Source organism: Noviherbaspirillum humi, from assembly GCF_900188095.1.
GTDB lineage: Bacteria > Pseudomonadota > Gammaproteobacteria > Burkholderiales > Burkholderiaceae_D > Noviherbaspirillum > Noviherbaspirillum humi.
The window spans coordinates 25,959-47,442 of sequence record NZ_FZOT01000016.1; the positions used below are offsets into that span (position 1 = coordinate 25,959).

At 64.8% G+C, this 21,484-nt stretch carries 17 protein-coding genes; 11 read left to right on the top strand and 6 right to left on the bottom strand.

The features are described from left to right. Positions 1-171 precede the first annotated feature (171 nt). Positions 172-2,442: a xanthine dehydrogenase family protein molybdopterin-binding subunit gene (locus CHB88_RS18925; RefSeq protein ID WP_089400915.1), complete on the bottom strand. Its 2,271-nt coding sequence runs from the start codon at positions 2,440-2,442 to the stop codon at positions 172-174. Positions 2,443-2,452: 10 nt separating this feature from the next. Beyond that, positions 2,453-2,923 (bottom strand): (2Fe-2S)-binding protein, encoded by a 471-nt coding sequence (locus CHB88_RS18930; protein ID WP_089400916.1) that lies wholly within the window; start codon positions 2,921-2,923, stop codon positions 2,453-2,455. A gap of 321 nt (positions 2,924-3,244) precedes the next feature. Here CHB88_RS18930 and CHB88_RS18935 point away from each other — a divergent pair, with 321 nt between their 5' ends. From CHB88_RS18935 to CHB88_RS24750, 5 genes are all read left to right on the top strand, one after another. Continuing rightward, positions 3,245-4,162 carry a 3-hydroxyacyl-CoA dehydrogenase family protein gene (locus tag CHB88_RS18935; RefSeq protein WP_089400993.1) on the top strand — a complete coding sequence of 306 codons (918 nt, stop codon included), beginning with the start codon at positions 3,245-3,247 and terminating at the stop codon, positions 4,160-4,162. Next, positions 4,159-4,977 (top strand): beta-keto acid cleavage family enzyme, encoded by an 819-nt coding sequence (locus CHB88_RS18940; RefSeq protein ID WP_089400917.1) that lies wholly within the window; start codon positions 4,159-4,161, stop codon positions 4,975-4,977. Before CHB88_RS18935 ends, CHB88_RS18940 begins: the two co-directional genes overlap by 4 nt. 48 nt (positions 4,978-5,025) lie before the next feature. Beyond that, entirely contained in the window at positions 5,026-5,994 is a 969-nt protein-coding gene (locus tag CHB88_RS18945; RefSeq protein WP_425436131.1) for a Bug family tripartite tricarboxylate transporter substrate binding protein, read from the top strand. 65 nt (positions 5,995-6,059) lie between these two features. Continuing rightward, complete coding sequence (locus CHB88_RS18950; RefSeq protein ID WP_089400918.1) at positions 6,060-6,431, top strand: DUF423 domain-containing protein; 372 nt, start codon at positions 6,060-6,062, stop codon at positions 6,429-6,431. 81 nt (positions 6,432-6,512) lie between these two features. Further along, positions 6,513-9,950, top strand: a complete 3,438-nt coding sequence (locus CHB88_RS24750; protein ID WP_143131363.1) for a PAS domain-containing protein — start codon at positions 6,513-6,515, stop codon at positions 9,948-9,950. 43 nt (positions 9,951-9,993) lie between these two features. On the opposite strand, the gene CHB88_RS24755 is transcribed toward CHB88_RS24750, so the two are convergent. Beyond that, positions 9,994-10,194: a hypothetical protein gene (locus CHB88_RS24755; protein ID WP_143131364.1), complete on the bottom strand. Its 201-nt coding sequence runs from the start codon at positions 10,192-10,194 to the stop codon at positions 9,994-9,996. 91 nt (positions 10,195-10,285) lie between these two features. Here CHB88_RS24755 and CHB88_RS18975 point away from each other — a divergent pair, with 91 nt between their 5' ends. After that, entirely contained in the window at positions 10,286-11,134 is an 849-nt protein-coding gene (locus CHB88_RS18975; RefSeq protein WP_089400919.1) for a phytanoyl-CoA dioxygenase family protein, read from the top strand. Positions 11,135-12,257: 1,123 nt separating this feature from the next. Here CHB88_RS18975 and CHB88_RS18980 read toward each other — a convergent pair. Further along, positions 12,258-12,686 carry a hypothetical protein gene (locus CHB88_RS18980; protein WP_089400920.1) on the bottom strand — a complete coding sequence of 143 codons (429 nt, stop codon included), beginning with the start codon at positions 12,684-12,686 and terminating at the stop codon, positions 12,258-12,260. A 116-nt stretch (positions 12,687-12,802) separates the two neighbouring features. Between CHB88_RS18980 and CHB88_RS18985 the strand changes: the two genes are divergently transcribed. Further along, positions 12,803-13,474, top strand: a complete 672-nt coding sequence (locus CHB88_RS18985; RefSeq protein ID WP_143131365.1) for a hypothetical protein — start codon at positions 12,803-12,805, stop codon at positions 13,472-13,474. Positions 13,475-13,630: 156 nt separating this feature from the next. Here CHB88_RS18985 and CHB88_RS18990 read toward each other — a convergent pair whose 3' ends face one another. Both CHB88_RS18990 and CHB88_RS18995 read right to left on the bottom strand, forming a co-directional pair. Continuing rightward, entirely contained in the window at positions 13,631-14,149 is a 519-nt protein-coding gene (locus tag CHB88_RS18990) for a hemerythrin domain-containing protein (protein ID WP_089400922.1), read from the bottom strand. Positions 14,150-14,269: 120 nt separating this feature from the next. Further along, a complete protein-coding gene (locus tag CHB88_RS18995) occupies positions 14,270-15,421 on the bottom strand; it encodes a trypsin-like peptidase domain-containing protein (RefSeq protein ID WP_245845075.1) in 1,152 nt (383 codons plus the stop codon). 228 nt (positions 15,422-15,649) lie between these two features. Here CHB88_RS18995 and CHB88_RS19000 point away from each other — a divergent pair, with 228 nt between their 5' ends. The 4 genes from CHB88_RS19000 (at position 15,650) to CHB88_RS19015 (ending at position 21,469) form a co-directional block, all read left to right on the top strand. Further along, positions 15,650-16,054 carry an Hsp20/alpha crystallin family protein gene (locus CHB88_RS19000; protein ID WP_089400924.1) on the top strand — a complete coding sequence of 135 codons (405 nt, stop codon included), beginning with the start codon at positions 15,650-15,652 and terminating at the stop codon, positions 16,052-16,054. 40 nt (positions 16,055-16,094) lie between these two features. Beyond that, a complete protein-coding gene (lon, locus tag CHB88_RS19005) occupies positions 16,095-18,518 on the top strand; it encodes an endopeptidase La (RefSeq protein ID WP_089400925.1) in 2,424 nt (807 codons plus the stop codon). 121 nt (positions 18,519-18,639) lie between these two features. Further along, positions 18,640-20,058 (top strand): DUF2868 domain-containing protein, encoded by a 1,419-nt coding sequence (locus CHB88_RS19010; protein WP_089400926.1) that lies wholly within the window; start codon positions 18,640-18,642, stop codon positions 20,056-20,058. Further along, positions 20,051-21,469, top strand: coding sequence for a GTPase/DUF3482 domain-containing protein (locus tag CHB88_RS19015; RefSeq protein WP_089400996.1), 1,419 nt, complete (start codon positions 20,051-20,053; stop codon positions 21,467-21,469). The genes CHB88_RS19010 and CHB88_RS19015 overlap by 8 nt, the downstream gene beginning before the upstream one ends. Positions 21,470-21,484 lie beyond the last annotated feature (15 nt).

Here is a 21,484-nt window from a genome sequence, read left to right on the forward strand (position 1 = left end):
CCGTTCGCTGAGTGTCGCCCGAATGGCGGCGCTTCGCAAGGGGGACCGGCGGCTAAACGCAGGTTTTCTGCGTTTTCCGGCATGCCGCCGCGCGCAATCGTTTCGTGAGGAAAAACGGCGCGCCGCAGACGGCCGCCCGCCCCGCGCCATGCTTGACGCCAATCAAGCCGCTTACGCCGCCTTGACTCCCGCCATGCCGGCCGCCCGCAGCGCCGCCTTCACCCGCTCCGGCGTGAACGGCACTTCGCGCAACCGGACGCCGATGGCGTCGAACACCGCATTGCCGATGGCTGCCGGAATCACCGCCGCGCTCGGCTCGCCCGCGCCCCAGGGCTTTTCGTTCGGGCGGTCGATGATCACATAATCGATCTTCGGCACTTCGGGCATGCGCAGGATGGGATAGCTGCCCCAGTCCAGGCTGGTGACATTGGACGCATCCCACTGCAGATCTTCCACGAGGGTGCGCGACACCGTCTGGATCACGTTGCCGTCGATCTGGCTCTTCAGGCCGTCCGGGTTGATCACCTGGCCGCAGTCGTGGGCGACTGTGAACTTGGCCACGCGGATGGCGCCGGTATCGAGATTTACTTCGACGTCCGCCACCGCGCCGACATAGGTGCGCACCATCTCGTACTTGACATAGGCGACGCCGCGGCCGCGCGCGATATTGCCCTGCATCTTCGCGCGCGGCGCGGAAGGCTGCCAGCCGACCGCTTCCTTCAAGCGCTGCAGCAGCTCGAGCCCGCGCGGGTCGGTCAGGTTGCGCATGCGCGCCTCGAAAGGATCGACGCCGGCCGCATGGGCCATTTCGTCAAAGAAGGATTCGACCGCGAAGTTGTTCTGCATGCGGCCCGGCGTGCGGATCCAGCTCGGGCGGAACGGCGTGCTCTCCACCCAGTGGGCGGTGGCGCGGATGTTGGGAACGGCATAGGGAATCGCCATGCCCTGATGGATGTTGCCCGGGCTGGCCGGATCCATCGGCAGTCCCGCATGGTCGGCCGCCACCAGCGGCACCAGCGATTCCTTCGGCTTGACCGGCAGCCAGCTCTCGACTTTCCATGCCACCAGCCTGCCCTCGGCATCGAGGCCGCCCGCGACCGCCAGCGAGGTCGGCACCGCCTTCGGGTCCCAGCCGTGTTCCTCGTGGCGCATCCACTGCACCCGCACCGGCTTGCCGATCTCGCGCGCGATCAGGGCCGCGTCGCCGGAGGCATCCTCGTGGCCGTTGCGGCCATAGCAGCCGGAGCCGTCGAGGTAGATGCAGCGCACGTCGTCCGGCTTCATGCTCAGCATGGCGGCGACCTGGCGCCGCAGGTTGTGCGCGCCCTGGGAGGCGGTCCATACCGTCATCTTGCCATCGCGGTAGTCCGCCACCGAGCAGGACGGGCCGATGGAACCGTGGGTGTGCACGGCGAAATGGTAGTCCGCGGACAGCGTCTTGCCGGCCGAGGCGAGCGCGGCGTCTGCGTCGCCGGCCTTCTGCAACTGCTCGTCGTTGACGATGCGGGTCTGGCGCATGTGCTCGAAGACCTTGGCCTTGTCCGGCAAGCCCTTCCAGTCGCTCCAACGCGCCTCGACCAGGCGCGATGCCTTCACCGCCGCCCATTCGGACTTGGCCACCACCGCCAGGAAATTGCCCTTGCGGACGGTTTGCACGAAGCCCTTCACCTTGCGCGCCGCGCCGTCGTCGAAGGACAGCAGTTCCGACTTGATGCCGGCGGGCCGGATCACCCGCGCGTGCAGCATGCCGGGCAGGCGGAAGTCATGCATGTAGGTGAACTCGCCGGTGACCTTGGCCGGGATATCGACCCGCCGCACCGGCTTGCCGACCACGGTGTATGTGGCCGGGTCCTTCAGCGGCGCCTTCGCATCCACCTTCATCGCCAGCGGCGCGGCTGCCACCAGCTCGCCGTAGCCGAGCGACCTGCCGCCCTCGGCGGCAACGACCTTGCCGTCCGCCGTGCGCACCGCCTCGGGCGCCACGCCCAGCGCCTGCGCGCCGCGCGCCTTCAGCGCTTCCCGCGCCGTCGCAGCGGCCTGCCGTATCTGCATCCCGCCGATCTGGATCGACAGGCTGCCGGAGGACGTGCCCTGGTCGGGCGTGAGCATCGTGTCGCCTTCGATCAGGCGGATGCGGTCGAACGGCGTGTCCAGTTCTTCAGCGACGATCTGCATCAGCGCGGTGCGCACGCCGGTGCCGAGGTCGACCTTGCCGGAATAAACCGTCACCATGCCTTTCTCGTCGATGGCGAGGAAGCCGGGCACCTCGTCGGCCGCCACCGATTTCGGCTTGCCCGGCGCATTCGCGGCGGCGGCCTCGGACGGCTTCAGGAAGGCGGCCGGCGCCAGCGCAAAGCTCACGACGAGCGCCCCGCCGCCTTTCAGGAAGCCGCGGCGGGCGAGGTCGAGGGAAGCGTCATGCAGGTCTGTGTTCTTGGTCATGGCGTTCTCCTCAGGCGGTGACGGGCTGATCGCTGGCGCGCTGCACCGCGCGGATGATGCGCTTGTGGGTGCCGCAGCGGCACAGGTTCATCGCCAGGCCTTCGCGGATCTGCTGCTCGCTCGGCTTCGGGTTCTTCTTCAGCAGATCGGCCGCCTGCATGATCATGCCGTTGATGCAGTAGCCGCACTGCGCCGCCTGCTCGTCGATGAAGGCTTGCTGCAGCTTGGACGGCCTGGCCGAAGAACCCAAGCCTTCCAGCGTGGTGATGGCGCCCCGGCCGACGGCCGACACCGGCGTCACGCAGGAGCGCACCGCGGCGCCGTTGACATGGACAGTACAGGAACCGCATTGGCCCAGTCCGCAGCCGAAGCGCGGGCCGCGCAGTTCAAGATCATCGCGCAGGACATAAAGCAGGGGGGTATCGGCATCGGCGTCGACGGCTTTGGTCGCGCCATTCACCTTCAAGGCGTAGCGTGGCATGGAATCTCCTCCGGTTGACGGACTCGGCCGCGTCGCTCGCAGCGTCTCGCGGCTTTTCATTTTGGTTGAAGACCGACTATAACCCATGAGAAATACGCGCGTGGATTTTTTCCATCCGCCGTCGCCCCATGTGAATCCCGCCCAGTGGAATTGAAGGCCGGATCGCGGTCAACGCCGATTTACAAAACAGGAACGAAGCCTCACACTCCTGGCTTTGACCAAGACAAAACAAGGAGACACGTGGACGCTTCCGCCTCCTCTTCCTCGGCTCTGCTGCCGAAGCCATCCCTCGCCCATGCCGTAATCGTCGGCGGCGGCACCATGGGCGCCGATGTCGCGCTGGTGCTGGGGCGTGCCGGCTGCCGCACCGTCGTGGTCGAACCCGACGCGGCGCGGCGCGGCAAGCTCGATGCCTACTTCGGCGACGGCCTGGCAACGCTCGGCGCTGCGGCGCGGCGCGACTGCCTTTCTGCCTGCGCCAGCCTCGACGACATCGATTGGGCAGCCACCGATCTCGTCATCGAATGCGTGCCGGAACAGCTGCCGATCAAGCAGCGGCTTTTCGCCGACCTGGTCCGCCGCGCCAAGCCTGAAACCCTCTTGTGCAGCAACAGCTCCAGCTTCCCGATCTCCGCCATCGGCGAAGGGCTGGCAACGCGGGAACGCATGCTCGGCCTGCACTTCTTCATGCCGGCGCACCTGACGCCGCTGGTGGAGGTGGTGCTCGGCGCGCACTCCGATCCCGCCCGTGGCCAGGCGCTGCACGAGTTCATGCATCGCTGCGGCATGGTGCCGGTCCTGGTGCGCAAGGACTTGCCGGGCTTTCTCGCCAACCGCCTGCAGCATGCATTGGCGCGCGAAGCCTTCGCCCTGATCGACGCTGGCATCGCCTCGCCGGAAGACGTGGATGCGGCGGTGCGCTTCGGCTTCGGCTTCCGCTTCCTTGCCGCCGGCCCGGTGCTGCAGCGTGACCATGCGGGCATCGACGTGCACTGCGCGGCCGCCGCCACCATGTATCCCTCGCTGGCCGCCAATACAGTGCCGGCAAGGGCGCTGTCGGAGCGCGTCGCCGCCGGCAAGTTCGGCATGAAGACGGGAGAAGGCTTCTACACCTGGACGCCGGAAGCCATCGCCGCCGAACGCGCCCGCTACAACGACAAGCTGCTGGCCGGCCTGAAACTGCTGGCCGATGAACTGCCGCCCATCGACGGCCTCGACCCACAAGGAAAACAGCAATGACCTCTCCCCTCATCCTGGCGGTCGCGCCCAACGGCGCCTACAAGACCGCCGCCCAGCATCCGGCGCTGCCGGTGACGCCCGCCATGCTGGCCGACACCGCCCGCACCTGCCTCGACGCCGGCGCGGCGATGCTGCACATGCATGTGCGTAAGGCCGACGGCTCGCACAGCCTGGAAGCGGCGGATTACCTCGCCGGCATCGAGGCGGTGCGCAAGGCGGTGGGCGACGAGATGGTGATCCAGATCACCACCGAAGCCGCCAAGGTCTACGCGCCGCCGGCGCAGATGGCGGTGGTGCGCGAGGTGAAGCCGGAAGCGGTATCGGTCGGCCTGCGCGAACTGCGCCTGCCGGAGGTGGGCGAGAAAACGCTGTCCGAATTTTTCCACTGGCTGGCAGCAGCCGACATCATGACCCAGGTGATCCTGTACGACGAGGCCGATGTGCGCGACTGGCAGGACCTGCGCGCGCGCGGCGTGATCCCGGACGCCAAGTGGTTCCTGCTGTTCGTGCTCGGCCGCTACAGCGCCGGCCAGACCTCGGCGCCGACCGACCTGATCCCCTTCCTCAACGCCCACGACGATGCCTATCCCTGGGCGATGTGCGCCTTCGGCGCGCAGGAGCATGCCTGCGCCATCGCCGCCGCCGCGCTCGGCGGCCATGCCCGCATCGGCTTCGAGAACAACCTGCTGCTCAAGGATGGCAGCCAGGCGCCGGACAACGCCGCTCTGGTGCGCCAGGTGGCCGATGGCGCCCGCGTGCTGGGCCGGCCGCTGGCCACGGCAGCGCAGATCCGCGCCATGTTCAGGCACGGCTGAACGCAGCGCTGCAAGACCATAACGACCCACGACAATTCAGGAGAAGACATGTTCATGAAAAAGCTGCTGCTCGCCTCGATGCTCGCCGCGACCGCCTTGGGCGCCGCCGCCCAGGAAAACTGGCCGAGCAAGCCGATCAAGTTCATCGTGCCTTACCCGCCCGGCGGGCCGACCGACCTGATGGCGCGCCTGATCCAGGCGCCGCTGCAGGCCAAGCTCGGCACGTCGGTGGTGATCGAGAACCGCGCCGGCGCCGGCGGCAACGTCGGTTCCGACGCGGTGGCGAAGGGACCGGCCGACGGCTACACCCTGCTGCTGGCGGCGAGCGGCCCGATGGCGGTGAACAAGACGCTGTACAAGAACCTGCCCTTCGATCCGGTGAAGGATTTCGCGCCGGTGGTCCAGATCTCCGCCTTCCCGCTGGTGCTGGAAGTGCATCCCTCGACGCAGATCACCAGCCTGAAGCAATTCATCGCCCAGGCCAAGGAAAAGCCGGAGAACTACAACTTCGCCTCGGCCGGCAGCGGCACCCCGCAGCACCTCGCCGGCGAGCTGTTCAACGTCGCCGCTGGCGCCAAACTCCAGCATGTTCCCTACAAGGGCGCCGGCCCGGCCTTGAACGATGTGCTTGGCGGGCATGTAAAGGTGATGTTCGACATCCTCGGCAGCTCGGTGCAGTACATCAAGACCGGCAAGCTGACGCCGCTGGCGGTCACCACCGCCGCCCGCAGTTCCGCCCTGCCCGACGTGCCCACCCTGGCCGAAGCCGGCCTGCCCGGCTTCGACTTCTCCGGCTGGCACGGCATCGTGGTGGCGGCGAACACGCCCAAGCCCATCGTGACGAAGCTGAACAAGACCCTCAACGAGATCTTCGCCGACCCTGCCTTCAAGAAGCGCTGGGAAGAACTCGGCACGCCGATCGTCGGCGGCACGCCGGAGGCCTTCGGCAACCTGATCCGCAGCGAGAGCGTGCGCCTCGGGAAGATCGTCAAGGACACCGGCGCGACGGTGGATTGAGGAGCGGGCGCGCCATGCGCCGATCCGCATGGCGCGCCTTTTGCCGCAAACCCTATAATCGGCGCATGGACAAACTTTTCTTCTCGATAGGCGCCCTGTTCGCCTTCATCGGCGTCGGTGCCGGCGCCTTCGGCGCGCACGGACTGCGCAACCGCCTCGGCGCCGACATGCTGGCCGTCTTCGAAACCGGCGTGCGCTACCAGATGTACCATGCGCTGGCGCTGCTGGCGGTGGCTTGGGCCTGCACCCGCTGGCCCGGCGCTGCGACCACCGCGGCCGGCTGGCTCTTCATTGCCGGCATCCTGGTGTTCTCCGGCAGCCTTTATATCCTCAGCATCAGCGGCATGCGCTGGCTGGGCGCCGTCACGCCGCTCGGCGGACTGGCCCTGCTCGCGGGCTGGATTTGCTTGCTGTGGGGAGCATGGAAGGGTGCGTGACATAAGCTGACCAGGCAGGCCGCTGGAATATCAGCCAGACGATTTCCGAAAACCGAGGACAATCAATTTCTGGACCGGGCAATGAAGGCTGCGCACAGACATCAGGATACGCAATCGATTGGCACCTTGAAATCGGAAGGCCAGCCATCTCCGAAACGTCGGCCGGTTCGCACCTATCTCGCCTGGCTGGTGGTGGCATGCCTGTTGCCCTGCGCAATCGGGGCGACCGGGCTTTTTTACTTCGAATACCAAAAGGGGCGGGAGCAACTCGCCAAGGACACGACCCAGACCGCCCGCGCCTTGATCCAGGCGATCGATAACCACCTCCTCCTGGCAAAAGCCCTTGCCCAAACCCTGTCGACGGACGAAGCTCTCGCACGAGGCGACCTGGCCGGGTTCCACGAACGAGCGCGGCAGGTGATCGCCTTGTCCGGACTGGGTACCAACGTAGTGCTTCGCAACCTGCAGGGCAGGCAAATCCTGAATACGGCGATTGATTACGGCAAGCCATTGCCTGCCTCGCATGCGCCCGAACAAACCCAGGGCGTATTCGCCACGGACAAGCCAACCGTCTCGGATGTTTTTACCGGCCCGGTCTTGAAGCGTCCGATCATGAGCGTCGATGTACCGGTCAGGCTGGGCGGCAACACGGTCTATGCGCTCGGGATCGGCATCCTGCCCGAGCATTTCAACACCATCTTGAACAATCAAGCATTGCCGTCGGACTGGATCGTCGGGGTATTCGACAAAGCCGGCACGATCGTTGGCCGCTCTCATCTCCCCGATAAATTCGTCGGCCAGAAGCTGACCCCGGAATTGATGGAAGCGCTCGGGCGCAAAAGCGAGGGAGTGATCGACGGGCGAACCAAGGAAGGCATTCCCTCGATCGTGGTGTTCAGCCGCTCCAAAGCGACAGACTGGGGCGTTGCGATCGGGATCTCGCGCACCAGCGTGGCCGGGGCGCTCGCGCGCACGCTGACCATGATTGCGCTGGGCGCCGCGATTCTGTTCTGCATGAGCTTGCTGCTGGCAGCCTATGTCGGCCGGAAAATCGCTGCTCCCATCACCGCATTGACCGGGCCTGCAGCCGCCTTGGGAACCGGCAGCTCAGTCAGTGTTCCGGATTTGCCGCTGAAGGAAGCGCATGAGGTCAGCGTCGCGCTGGATCAGGCGCAGGCGGCGCTCATGCAGAGCAAGGAAGAGGCCCGAGCCGCCGCTGAACGGGTGCAGCTCGCGCTGGCGGCCGGCGCCATCGTGGGTACCTGGGATTGGAATTTGCAGACCGGCCGCATCACCGTCGATGAACGCTTTGCAGAGAGCTTCGGCATTGATCCCTCTCTTGGCCGCACCGGCCTCAGCCAGGAGCAAGTGATCGCGACGGTTCATCCGGAAGATTTGCCAGACTTGCGGGTAGCCATAGCGGAAGCGATCAGCCGCGGCGGACCCTACAGCCGCGAATATCGGGTGCGCGGAACAGATGGCCTCTACCGCTGGATCGAGGCCAATGGCCGCGTCGATCATGGGGTCGATGGCACGCCCCTGCGCTTCCCCGGCGTGCTGATCGATCTCGAGCGGCGGCGCGCCGTCGAAGCGGAACGCGACCGCGCGGCGCAGCTGCTGCGGGCGTTCGTCGATGCGGTGCCTGGCGTCGTCTATGCCAAGGACCGCGACGGGCGCCTGCTGGTTGCAAACCAGGGCGTGACCGACCTGGTCGGCAAGCCGCCCGAGGCCTATCTCGGCAAGACGGACATCGAGTTCCTGGACAACAAGGAGCAGGCGGCGATCGTGATGGCAACGGACCGCCGCATCATGGAGAGCGGCCGACCGGAGACCGTTGACGAAGAGATTAGCTTCTCGGACGGGCGCAAGGCGATATGGCATTCGATCAAGGCGCCCTTCCGGGATGCCAAGGGACAGGTCATTGGCCTCATCGGCTCTTCGGTTGACATTACGGCGCGCAAGCAGGCCGAAGCGGCCCTGCACGAGCGCACCGACGAGGTCGCGCACGCCCAGCTGCGCCTGCAGATGGCGCTCACCGCCGGCCGCATGGGTGTCTGGGAATGGTCGCCCGCCACCGGCGAAGCTACCTGGAGTTCGCAGATGTTCGAAATCCTCGGACTGCCCGCCAGCGATGACGGCCGAACCCGGGGGGAACTCTTCCTTGCCATGGTCCATCCCGAGGACCGCGGCAAAGTCGACGCGGCGCTGGCGCGTGCATTGAACAGCGGCAGCGATTTCGAGGCCGAGACGCGCATCATCGATACCGACAGCCGCATCCGCTGGCTGCTCATCCGCGGCAACGTCGTATCTCAAATACCGGGCCGGCCGGAGCGCGTCGTCGGCGTCACCGTCGACATCACCGAACGCAAGGAAGCGGAACAGGCCCTGCTCGACGCCGACCGGCGGCGCAACGAGTTCCTCGCGATGCTCGGCCATGAACTACGCAATCCGCTGGCGCCCATCACCACCGCGGTCCAGCTGCTGGAACTCGTCGGCGACCAGCCGGAACGCAGGCATGCCGCGCTGCAGATCATCCGCCGGCAGGCGGAGCACATGGCGCGGCTGGTCGACGATCTGCTGGAGGTATCGCGGGTTACGCAGGGCCGGATCGAGCTTCGCAAGGAAAACATCCTCGCTGCCTCCGCCGTGTTTTCCGCTGCCGAGACGGTGCGTCCGCTGGTGCGGCAGCGCGAACAGACGCTGGATCTCGACGTGCCGACGGACGTGGATCTGGTTGCGGACCAGGCGCGGCTGATTCAGGTCGTTGCCAATCTTTTGAACAACGCCTCGAAGTACACCCAGCAAGGCGGCCATATCTCGGTGCGGGTACGCGCCGCCGGCGATGACGAGGAATGGGTGGAAATCGTGGTGGCCGACAACGGTCCGGGCATCGATGGCGAACTGCTGCCTCGGGTGTTCGACCTCTTCTCGCAGGGGACGGTGACGCTGGACCGGTCGCGCGGCGGATTGGGCCTGGGCCTCGCCCTGGTCAAGCGCCTGGTCGAACTTCATGGCGGCACGGTGCGAGCCGAGAGCGCCGGCCCGAATATGGGAGCCGTCTTTACCTTGCGTCTGCCCCGAGTCGATCGGCGGCAGGTGCCGCGCAACCTGGCGGTGGGACTGCCAGCGCGCGCCATCGCGCCAACCAGTTTCCTGGTGGTGGACGACAACCCCGATGCCCTGGAAATGCTGGTGATGCTGCTCGAAGCGGATGGACACCGCGTCGGCCGCGCCCGTGACGGCGAGGAAGCGCTGACCGTCGCCCGCCGTTTCGCCCCGCGGGTGGTATTGCTCGATCTCGGGCTTCCCAAGCTCGATGGCTGGGAAGTCGCCCGCCGGCTTCGCGCGGACCCCGCCACCGCCGGCGCACTGGTGATTGCGCTTTCGGGATATGGGCAGGCCAGCGATCGCGAGCGCAGCCGGGACGCGGGATTCGACGATCATCTGCTCAAGCCTGCCGATATCGATGCCGTATATGCAGCGGTTGCGGCCCACAAGGAGCGGCGCAACGCCAGCTGAAACCGGCGTTCGGGGAGCCGTTGCTCGACGCCGGCTCCCCGGGTCAATCGGGCCTTTGCGCTTTTGCTACCGAACCAACAAGGCTCGAAGCGCTTTCATCGACAACCCATTCAAAGAGAGTGCGGCCTTTTCTTGAAAGGCCGCCAATCAAAAAAAATAACGCTGCAATTTTTCTTGTCCCGGCATGGCACTTTTCGCGGGCCCGGCACTCTGTCACACGCAATCCGCTGGTTTCCTGCAGCAAGCAGACCGAAGCCACATGATCGATAACACAATGCGGCTGGACAGGACCAGAGGGCTGATCGCCCCGCCACGCCGCGCAACCGGGACACAGCATGACCACACACAAACCGACCTCCTCCATGCCGACGCAGCAGTTCGACACCGCCGACATCATGCGAGGTCTTTACGGAGACGGCATCATCGGATGCAAGGGCGCTTTCAGCCGCGAATGGGTGCAGGCGCTGCGGGAAGACGTCGACATCCTGTATCGGGAAGCGCTGCAGCGGCCGGGCGGCGCGCTAAACCGCGGACCGAATCGCCACTACGTGGAGATCGCCCCGCAATCGATCCGGGGTTTCGTCGACCTCGTGTCGCATCCGTGGGTGATCGAAGTGTGTCGCGCCGTGCTCGGTCCGGATTACAAGATCGTCGAAATCGGATTCGACGTCCCGAATCCCGGCGCCCTGAACCAGCCCTGGCATCGCGATTTCCCGTCCCCCTTGGCGACGACTGCCGGCCGCCGGCTGAATTCGCTGGCATTCAATGTCACCACGGTCGACGTGGAGGAAGACATGGGCCCGTTCGAGATCGCGCCGGGAACGCAGTGGGACGACCTGTCAGCCTTCGACGACCCGATGTTCCCGCCGAAATCGCTCTACCCGCGCTATGAAGCGCGCATGCAGCGCAAGCTGCCGAAGATGGGCGACATCTCCGCCCGCTCGGCCTTGGCCATCCACCGCGGCACGGCCAACCTGTCGAACAAGGCAAGGCCGGTGCTGGTGCTCGGCGCCGACGCGCCCGATGCCCGCAATTCGGAAAAGCATGATCTGCAGGTGACACGTTCTTTTTACGCCAATCTGCCGGAAACGGTGAGGCGGCACCTGCATTGCCGCATCGTCGATGATCTTTCTCCGCTGGTGCAGGCGCATACGATTGGCAGGCTGGAAGTGGCGGATGCGTAGGTTGGATTGGCGCCGAGCTTAGTTAACTTGCGTTTGCCATTACGCTCGGCGGAGCCTTCTCAATATTTTTCCTACGTTCCTATCCCTTGGAATTAGAGCCAAGAAGAAGTGCCAGTTTCGGTAAGTTGGGTTCGTGGGATGGGGCATCATGAGTTGTTGAAGCGAACCAGATGTAATAACACCTACTTAAAGGGGAACGTGCTTCGATTGAAAGCTATGCGGCTGTGTGTGCAATAAGCCGTGGATCCATCTAGCCCTAATGCCAGCGCCGAAGCGGCTTACTTAAGGCCTTTTCCTATGTATAGGACCTGGCCTATAAAGAATTAAAGTCCAACTCCTCGGCGCTGGCGTGTCGGCTTGCGGATGTGCGGACCTACACTACTTTTTTGCACGGAACAGCCAGAGCCTTGCAAGCCGCATTGTTCATTTCTATCTTCAATGACGTGTGCTCAGCACATGTGCTCCGCAATTTGGACAGTAGCAACTATGGGACACCTTTACCTCTGCAATAGGGATATATTTCCCGCAATTAGTGCATCGGCAATCTCTCATAAAGCGAAGCAAAAAAACTGAAAAAGCCAAAAGGCAGATGCCGCCAAGAATAATTACTTTTATCACTGATTGTATTGGCGTAGATAGGACGGCGAAAAACAGGCAAGTGATGCAGATGACACAAAATGCAAGGCAACGCCTTAAGTGCTGCAAGATCATGAACCGATCTATATCGCTTACTTCGTTACACCGGTTCTTTCCCTCTGGTGGCTCACCGCATTGAATGCAATAAGTATCCGGTTCGTGCAGCCTCGCATGACATGCGATACATCGGATATCCCTACGAATGAACCACACGATGAGCAGTATTAAATTCACTGCCACTGAAAGCCAGATCGTCTTAGCACTCATCGTGCTTCACTTTCCTTGATCCTGGATTTAGCAACGAATTGGTTTTCCTGTATTGAACAAACGTGCTATTCGCCTTCGAATTTAATACAGATCAATTGCGGAGTATCGAACGTATGGATTTTCAAAGTCCTCTCCGGAGACGAAAGAGAATCGTAGTCAGAACAATCTTTTACGCGCTCGTGCATTTTAATTTTCAAGAAGAATAAAATTTTCCGCTCAATCAAATGAATAAGATTCTTCTTGCAGTTGGACGCTCCCTAGCCATATTGGAAAAGCCTTTATAGAAAAATGGGATGTCATCGGCTCGATCTCCGTTCAAGCGGCCCCGTACTTTAGCCCAGGTAGAAATGGCAATGTGGGTCGCAGGCTCGCCCACGACAAGTACGGGACCTCGGTTATCGTCGAGCCATGCATAATCGCCACCATAATTTTTGCGCGCAACTTCAAGAACATAGCAGCCGAATAGCTGTATCAGGTCTGTCACTCTGGACTCAGGCATCTCCGTAACATAGGCAGAAGCCTCCTCAAGCAATTCTTCGATAATCGAGAGACTGCTTTCCGAGAAATCAAGATTGCCTTCCGTGCGATCTGAGAACGTTTCGACTGCACGCGCAGCGGTGTCGACCACATCTTGTAGAATCGATGCCATCAGAACTCCCCTTGAAAGATCACCTCTATTAGTAGCATGACTTGTTTGAAATGATTCAACCTGCTGCAAAACCGATTCATTCACCCTTTGGATATTTAAATATACTGCGAAAATAGGTGGAAGTAATCAATCTGCAAGCACCTCCTGGGGAACGGTTTGAAATCACAACAGGTTGCACAATCATAAATTTAGTCGAAAAGGGGTCCATGCACTGGCGAGTTGCTTGCAGCTTTCTGATGGTCGTCGCACTAGCAGTAACGATTCTGGGTTCCCTCTCATTCTTCAGCGCGGGGTTAGGTGATGGCCCGCCTATGAATGGCATGGGAGATGGTGCGTTTTTCCTTGTCTGGGTGTTCGGCCTTACAGGTATCTTCCTGTGCTACTTGGCAGGCGCTGCAGGCAGACGTACCGTGGCGATCCTTGGGTTTGGATGGTCATCCTTGGCGCTCTTATGGCGTCTCATCGTCTACCAATGCGCTATCGAAGAATTCTGCACCGTAGAATCGAGTGAAAACACCACGCTACTTGTCATTTGTATTGCAGTCATATGCGCGCTGCTTTTCTACGACAGGAAAAAGGAAAATTTTCCCAGCGCAGTGAACGTCTTCACGAAAGTCATTGCCTGGCTCTTGATCATCTTGTGGGCATGCTCGCTCGCGGTTTTCGTTGTTTCGTTCAACAAGCCTTTATCCATTCAAATCAAGCGTTCCTCCCGTTCAATAATGCTTGGATTCGGTCCGAGATTTGCGATCTCACCGGAGGCTGGCGCCGTTCAAATTAAGGCTTGACTCAGCGCCGGCACGCACACCGCCGAGACGTTAATTACCGAGACGAAGTGCCTTAACGAAGCCATTCGCTCTTCAAGCCAGCTTTAATAGACCGGTCAGTAACGTACAGCGGTGGTGAAGGAAGATGCCTGCGCTTACTTCACCACCGCACTAACACTACTTCCGCATCCCCGGCTGCTGCCCCGACATGCGCGCCTGCGTGCTGACCATATTGGACTCGAAAGCCTGCATCTCCAAGCCAAGCTTGGTCATGTCCATCTTCGACTGCTCCACCTTCGGGAACAGCTGCTGCTCTTCCTGCTGCACATGATGCAGGATGGCCTTCTGAAGCTGTGCCAGCAGCTGGTCGAATTGCGCGTCGCCCGGGGTCATGCCCTTGAGCTGGTCCATCATCTGCCGCGCTTGCGCATGCTCTTCCTCGCAATGGTCCACCAGCGAGGGATCGCATTCATGCACGCGCGGATAGAACACCCGTTCCTCCAGCATGTCGTGCATCTCCAGCAGCTGCAGGATGCGCGGGCCGGCTTCCTGCTTGACCTTCATGTCCTGGCTGCCAAGATAGCGCTCGAACAGCATCTTGACGAAGTGATGGTCCTTCTTCAGCGCTTCCAGCGGGCTATCGACCGGAAAGCCGCCCGAGCCGCGATGCTCGTTCATGTTGACGTCCATTTCCATTTGCCACTCCTCAACACAAGCTAGTGAAGCCTGCAGTTTAGGAAACGGCCAAGCGATTTCAAGCTGCGGCCATTCCGGCGAAAGTTCCAGTCGCGCAGGAGAATCCGGTTCAAACCTGCATCAGGACATGGCGTCGACCGTGATCTGCGACGCCACTGTCTTGCCCTCGCGCCATACCTGCGCGCTTACCGCCGTGCCCGGCCGGGTGCCGCCGATGATGCGCGCCAGGTCGGCGGTGCTCTGCACCGGCTGGCCATTGACCGATTGAATCACGTCGCCGGGGCGCAGGCCGGCGCGGTCGGCCGGGCCGCCGCGCTGCACCGCCGCGACCAGCGCGCCCTGCGCTTCCTTCAGGCCAAGCGAGTTGGCGAGGTCGAAGGTCAGCTCCTGCAGCTGCACGCCGATGCGGCCGCGCGTGACCTTGCCGGTTTCACGCAGCTGCTTGGAAATGCCGATGGCAATGTCGATCGGAATGGCGAAGGAGATGCCCATGTAGCCGCCGGTCTCGCTGTAGATCTGGGAGTTGATCCCAATCACGTCGCCATTGGTGCTGAACAGCGGCCCGCCGGAGTTGCCCGGGTTGACGGCGACATCGGTCTGGATGAAGGGCACATAGCTGCCGCCCGGCAGCAGCCGTCCCTTGGCGCTGACCACGCCGACGGTGACGCTGTTCTCGAAGCCGAACGGCGCGCCGATGGCGGCGACCCACTCGCCCGGTTCCAGCCGGTTGGGATCGCCGATCTTCACGACCGGCAGGTTGGCAGCATCGATCTTCAGCAGCGCCACGTCGGTGTACGGATCGGCGCCGATGACGCGCGCCTTGAATTCGCGCTTGTTGGTCAGCTTCACCCTGACCTCGCTGGTGTCGGCGATGACATGGGCATTCGTCAGGATGAAGCCGTCCTGGCTGATGATGAAGCCGGAGCCGAGGCTGCCGCTCGGTGCTTCGCCGGCATCCGGCGGCGGCACGCCGAAGCGGCGGAAGAATTCCTGCATCGGGTCGCTGCGGGAAGATCCGCCGGCGGCAGTGCGCACCGCGCTCACGTTCACCACCGCCTGGCCTTCCTGCTTGACCAGGCTCACGAAGTTCGGCAGCGACGGATTCGCGCCGGCTGCGGCGGGCGTCGCCGGCGCGGCGGAAGTTGCCGGCGTTTGGGAAGCGGGTGGCGGCTTGTTGCCCGGCTGGTCCGACGTGGAACGGGAACAGCCGGCGCCGAAGGCGGCGACCAGCATGGCAACGACAAGAAGTTGCGGAAGGCGGGATTTCGGCATGGCAAGCTCGACGATGGGCGGTCATGGGAAGCGGCTGCGCTCATGGTGCAGCATCATGGCCGGCCGGGATTGCGCTTGATTAAAGCGCATGCGCCCTCAGATCACCGTTAACCGCTTTCATCGTTTTGAAAGGAAAGAACTTCGGCCCGCATTCGGCTTCAAAAAGTCGGCATGAGCCCGAGAGACGCTTATTGCGGCAGGCATTCGAATAGCAGCGAGAGACACGACATGAGTTCCCACGACCCCACCCGATCCATGTGGGCCGACAGCCTGGCGATGCTGGAGCGCATCGACAAGCTGCACCGCCACTGTTTCCAGCTTTCCATTTCAAGCAGCCGCGGCCCGACCTGGGAGCCCCCGGTGGATGTGTTCGAGACCGAGCGCGAGCTGATCCTGGTGCTGGCCCTGCCCGGCGTGCCGGCGGAGACGGTGAACGTGCTGATCGACGGCGGCACCATCGCCATCGTCGGCGAGCGGCGAATTCCGGTGCCGGCGTCGGCGGTGGTGCGCCGCATGGAGATTCCCTACGGCCGCTTCGAGCGCCGCATCGACCTGCCGCCCGGCCTGTTCGAGATCCAGCGCCGCGAACTGTCGGACGGCTGCCTGCTGCTGTCGCTGCGAAAGCTGCGCTGAGTCCGCCTGTCCATTCAACGCCATTTCACCGGACACCTCCATGACCACCGAACCGAACACCGTTGAAAGCCAGCCCATCGCGGGCGCCCGCCCGCCCAGCCAGGGCGCCGCGCCGCTGCCCGACGATGCGCTCATCATCATCCCGGTACGCAACCTGGTGATGTTCCCCGGCCTCGTCATGCCCATCACCATCGGCCGCGAAACCACGGTGGCCGCCGTGCAGGAAGCGGCCCGCACCGGCCGCCAGGTCGGCATCGTGCTGCAGCGCGACCCGAGCGTCACCGAGCCGGGCAAGGACGATCTGTACCCGGTCGGCACCACCGCCAGCATCCTGCGCTACATGACCACGCCGGACGGCTCGCACCATGTCATCTGCCAGGGCGAGCAGCGTTTTCGCCTGAACGAGCTGCTGTCGGGCTATCCGTACTACGTCGGCCGCGTCGAGCGCATGGAGTCCGCGCCGGTGATCGATGCCGAGATCGAGGCGCTGATGCTGCAGCTCAAGGCGCGCGCCGCCGAGGTGCTGACCCTGCTGCCGCAGGCGCCGGCGGAACTGGGCGTGTCGCTGCAGAACATCACCGCGCCGGACGCGCTGGCCGACTGGATCGTCGGCATGATGGATGCCAAGCCGGCGGAGAAGCAGGAGGTGCTGGAGACCTTCGAGCTGCGCGCCCGGATGGAAAAGGCGCTGAGCCTGCTGTCGCATCGCCTGGAGGTGCTGCGCATCAGCCAGGATATCGATGAGCGCACGAAATCGCGCTTCGCCGAGCGCCAGCGCGAAGCGGTGCTGCGCGAGCAGCTCAAGACCATCCAGCAGCAGCTCGGCGACGACGAGGAAGCGCCGGCCGAGGTGGCGCAGCTGGAAGAAGCGATCGACAAGGCCGCCATGCCAGCCGAGGTGGAAACGCATGCCCGCAAGGAGCTCAAGCGCCTGGCGCGCATGCCGGAGGCGGCGGGCGAATACTCGATGCTGCTGACCTACATGGAGTGGCTGACCGAACTGCCCTGGTCCGCCGCCACCGAGGACCGCATCGACATCGGCGAGGCGCGCCGCATCCTCGACGAAGACCACTACGGCCTGGAGAAGATCAAAAGGCGCATCCTCGAATACCTCGCGGTGCGCAAGCTCAATCCCAACGGCAAGAGCCCCATCCTGTGCTTCGCCGGCCCGCCGGGCGTGGGCAAGACGTCGCTCGGACAGAGCATCGCCAAGGCCACCGGGCGCAAGTTCGTGCGAGTGAGCCTGGGCGGGGTGCACGACGAATCCGAGATCCGCGGCCATCGCCGCACCTATGTCGGCGCCCTGCCCGGCAACATCATCCAGGGCATGCGCAAGGCCGGCTCATCCAACTGCGTGATGATGCTGGACGAGGTCGACAAGCTTGGCAGCGGCGTGCACGGCGACCCGGCGGCGGCGCTGCTCGAAGTGCTCGACCCGGAGCAGAACGCCACCTTCCGCGACAATTATCTCGGCGTGCCGTTCGACCTGTCGAAGGTGATGTTCATCTGCACCGCCAACATGCTGGAAACCATCTCCGGTCCGCTGCGCGACCGCATGGAGATCATCCAGCTGCCCGGCTATACCGAGATGGAGAAGGCGCAGATCGCGCGCCGCTACCTGATCGGACGGCAGATGGAAGCCAACGGCCTGAAGCCGGAACAGTGCGAGATCACCGACGCGGCGCTGCATGCGCTGATCCAGCGCTATACCCGCGAGGCCGGCGTGCGCGGCCTGGAGCGCGAGGTCGGCGGCGTGCTGCGCTCGGCGGCGATGCGCATCGCCGAGGGCAGCGCACAGCAGGTGAAGATCGACGAGCCGGACCTGGAAGCCATCCTCGGCCCGGCCCGCTTCGAGAACGAGGTGGCGATGCGCGCCAGCATGCCGGGCGTGGCCACCGGCCTGGCCTGGACGCCGGTCGGCGGCGACATCCTGTTCATCGAAGCCACCCGCACGCCGGGCGGCGGGCGCCTGGTGCTGACCGGCCAGCTCGGCGACGTGATGAAGGAAAGCGCGCAGGCGGCGCTGAGCCTGCTGAAGACCCGCGCCGAAAGCCTGCGCATCGACCCGGCGCTGTTCGAGAAGAGCGATATCCACATCCACGTGCCGGCCGGCGCCACGCCCAAGGATGGGCCGAGCGCCGGCGTGGCGATGTTCAGCGCGCTGGCCTCGCTGATGAGCAACCGCGCGCTGCGCCACGACTGCGCCATGACCGGCGAGATCAGCCTGCGCGGCCTGGTGCTGCCGGTCGGCGGCATCAAGGAAAAGGTACTGGCGGCGCTGCGCGCGGGCATCACCACCGTGCTGCTGCCCGCGCGTAACCGCAAGGACGTGGAGGACGTGCCGGAAGACGCGCGCCGGCAGCTGACCTTCGTCTTTCTCGACACGGTGGACGATGCGATGCGCACGCTGATGCCGCTGCATCCGGTGGCGCCGGAGGTGACGGAGTCGCTGCAGTCGTATTGACGGTTTGACCGAGTTCGAAGATCTGAAGAGCGCCGTCAGCCGCTTCGGGTCTTGCGCCGCCTCGCCGCCGACTCGCGCCGGGGTGGTAGAGTCTTGACTATCGTCAGCCTGAGGATGCGACTTGCCCAGCCCCGCTCACCAATCCGTCCACTCCTCCCTGTCCGCCCTGCTCGTCGCCCGCACGGTGCAACTCGTCGAGGCCGACGGGCCGCTGGAAGACAGCGCAGAGATGCGGCAAGCCTTCGCCGCGGCCGACACGTCGGAAGCGCGACTGCTGGAGCGGGCGCGGCTGCTCGGTCTGCGCCTCGGACTGGACGGCGAACTGGCGCGCTGGCGCGGCCTTGCCGGGCTGGTGCTGCTGGCCTTGCCGCTGCTGGTGTTTTCCCTTGCCTGGAGCATCACCGCCGCCGTCATCGGCGCCGAGCGCACGATCAATGCGGTGCTGGCCTTCATCCTGGCGCTCGGCATGCATGGCCTGACGCTGCTGGCATGGCTGCTGGCGCTGATCTTTTCCCGAAGCAGCATGAACCTGTTCAACCGGCTGTCGCTGGGCAACCTGGCGCTGCGGCTGGTGGCCTGGCTGCCGCCGGCGCGTGGACCGCAGTCGCTCACCCTGCTGCGCGCCGCGCATGACTTGCTGCGCCGCGGCCGGCTGCTGCCCTGGGCCTTCGGCCTCGTGAGCCATGGGGTCTGGGCGCTGGCCTTCGTGCTGGTGCTGCTGGCGCTGATCGCCGGCTTCTCCTTCCGCGCCTATCGCCTCGGCTGGGAAACCACCATTCTCGATCCCGCCTTCTTCGCCGCCTTCGTGCGCGCCACCGGCTGGCTGCCGCACCTGATCGGCTTCCCGCTGCCGGACACCGCCACCCTGCTCCATCCCGACGCGCCCGGCGGCGACCAGCGCGCCTGGGCCTGGTGGCTGATCGGCTGCGTCTTCGTCTACGGTCTGGTGCCGCGCCTGCTGCTGGCCGCCCTCTGCGCGCTGGTCTGGCGGCGTGGCCGGCGCCGGCTGCGGCTCGACACCGCCGATCCCTATTACCGCAAGCTGCTGTCCCGCTTCGAGGCGATGGCGCCGAGCGAAGTGGTGGACCGGGAACAGCGGCCGGAAAAAGCGGCGATGCCGGCCCGGGCCGCGATGCCGTCTGCCGGCGGCACGGCGCTGATCGGCTTCGAACTGCCGGAGGACGCGGCCTGGCCGCCACCCGGCATCGCCGTCGACCCGGCGCTGACGCAGCGCATCGCCGGCAGCAGCGAGGAGCGGCGCACGGCGCTGGCCATGCTTGCCGCCGCCCGGCCGGCGCGGCTGCTGCTGGCCTGCCATGCGCCCTCCACCCCGGACCGCGGCACCGAGCGCTTCCTGCGCGAAGCGGCAGCCCAGGCCGGCGCCTGCGCGCTGCTGCTGCCGGCATCGGTCCATGATGCCGGCGCGGCCGCGCAGTTGCAGCGCTGGCGCGACTGGCTGCGCCAAATCGATCTGCCGGAGATTGCGCTGTTCGCTGGCGCCGACGAAGCCGCCGGCTGGCTGGGAGCAGCCCATGCCTGAGGCACTGCAAGCCATTTCCGTCGCGGTGGTGGGCCATACCAATGCCGGCAAGACCTCGCTGCTGCGCACCCTCACCCGCAACGTGCATTTCGGCGAGGTATCCGACCGCCCGGGCACCACGCGTCACGTCGAAGCCATCGAGCTGCGCATGGGAGGCGTGAGCGCGGTGCGCTTCTTCGACACCCCCGGCCTGGAAGATTCGGTGGCGCTGCTGGATTACCTGAAGGCGCTGGAAAACTGTCCGACGCCGCCGGACCGGGTGCGCGTGCTGCTCGATGGGCCGGAAGCCCGGCGCAGCTTCGAGCAGGAAGCCAAGGTGCTGCGCCAGATGTTGGAGACCGAGGCGGCGATCTACGTCATCGACACCCGCGAGCCGGTGCTGCCGAAATTCCGCGCCGAGATCGAGATATTGACCTTTTGCGCCCGCCCGATCCTGCCGGTGCTGAATTTCGTGCGCCACCCGGCCAGCCGCAAGGGCGACTGGCTGGAGACGCTGTCCGCCTACAACCTGCATGCCCATGTGGAGTTCGACGCGGTGGCGCCCTTCGTCGGCTCGGAACGCGAGTTGTACCACGACCTCGCCATCCTGCTGCGCCACCGGCGCGAACTGCTGCTGGAAGTGGTGCGCCATCTCGGGCAGCAGTTCGACGAGCGCCGCGCCGCCGGCTGCCGTCTGATCGCCGACATGCTGGTGGACATGGCGGCGCTGCGGCTGGAGGTGCCGCGCGAGGAGATCGCCGATGCCCAGCGCAAGGCGGAGATCATGCGCGGCTTCCGCGAGCGGGTGGTGCGGCGCATGCGGCGCGGCATCGAGGATCTGCTGCAGGTCTACGGCTTCCGCCAGGACGATGCCGACGTCGCCGTGCTGCCCTGGCTGGACGGCCGCTGGGAGACCGACATCTTCAATCCCGAGACCCTGCGCGACGCCGGTCGCCGGCTCGGCACCGGGGCGGCGGTCGGCGCCGCCATCGGCCTGGTGGCGGACCTGGCCACCGCCGGGCTGTCGCTTGGCGCGGCGTCGGCCATCGGCGCCACCCTGGGCGGCCTCGCCAGCCAGGGCTGGGGCCAGTTCGGCCGCAAGCTGGCCGGCATGGCGCGCGGCATGCAGGATCTGACCCTGGAGAATGAACTGCTGCTGGCGGCGGCGCAGCAGATGCTGGGCTTGCTGCGGGCCCTGGAGCGGCGCGGCCATGCCGCCATGGACAAGTTGCCGGAGCAGCGTACAGACAGCCGCGCTGCCGACGATCACCTCAATCGCCTGGCCCAGGCACTGCAGCCGGCGCGCAGCCATCCCGAATGGGCGATCGGCATGGGTGGCAGGGGACGCGGCAATGCCGCCCGCGAACGATTCGCGGAGGAGGTGGCGCTGCAGCTGAAGCAGATGGTGGAACCGGGGACGGACGGCGGCTGAGGCGTCAAACCGCCG

Excerpts from the sequence above, each read along its gene's own strand:
- CHB88_RS18925 (WP_089400915.1), bottom strand. The coding sequence starts at position 2,442 with ATGACCAAGAACACAGACCTGCATGACGCTTCCCTCGACCTCGCCCGC.
- CHB88_RS18930 (WP_089400916.1), bottom strand. The coding sequence starts at position 2,923 with ATGCCACGCTACGCCTTGAAGGTGAATGGCGCGACCAAAGCCGTCGAC.
- CHB88_RS18935 (WP_089400993.1), top strand. The coding sequence starts at position 3,245 with ATGGGCGCCGATGTCGCGCTGGTGCTGGGGCGTGCCGGCTGCCGCACC.
- CHB88_RS18940 (WP_089400917.1), top strand. The coding sequence starts at position 4,159 with ATGACCTCTCCCCTCATCCTGGCGGTCGCGCCCAACGGCGCCTACAAG.
- CHB88_RS18945 (WP_425436131.1), top strand. The coding sequence starts at position 5,026 with ATGTTCATGAAAAAGCTGCTGCTCGCCTCGATGCTCGCCGCGACCGCC.
- CHB88_RS18950 (WP_089400918.1), top strand. The coding sequence starts at position 6,060 with ATGGACAAACTTTTCTTCTCGATAGGCGCCCTGTTCGCCTTCATCGGC.
- CHB88_RS24750 (WP_143131363.1), top strand. The coding sequence starts at position 6,513 with ATGAAGGCTGCGCACAGACATCAGGATACGCAATCGATTGGCACCTTG.
- CHB88_RS18975 (WP_089400919.1), top strand. The coding sequence starts at position 10,286 with ATGACCACACACAAACCGACCTCCTCCATGCCGACGCAGCAGTTCGAC.
- CHB88_RS18980 (WP_089400920.1), bottom strand. The coding sequence starts at position 12,686 with ATGGCATCGATTCTACAAGATGTGGTCGACACCGCTGCGCGTGCAGTC.
- CHB88_RS18990 (WP_089400922.1), bottom strand. The coding sequence starts at position 14,149 with ATGGAAATGGACGTCAACATGAACGAGCATCGCGGCTCGGGCGGCTTT.
- CHB88_RS18995 (WP_245845075.1), bottom strand. The coding sequence starts at position 15,421 with ATGCCGAAATCCCGCCTTCCGCAACTTCTTGTCGTTGCCATGCTGGTC.
- CHB88_RS19000 (WP_089400924.1), top strand. The coding sequence starts at position 15,650 with ATGAGTTCCCACGACCCCACCCGATCCATGTGGGCCGACAGCCTGGCG.
- lon (WP_089400925.1), top strand. The coding sequence starts at position 16,095 with ATGACCACCGAACCGAACACCGTTGAAAGCCAGCCCATCGCGGGCGCC.
- CHB88_RS19015 (WP_089400996.1), top strand. The coding sequence starts at position 20,051 with ATGCCTGAGGCACTGCAAGCCATTTCCGTCGCGGTGGTGGGCCATACC.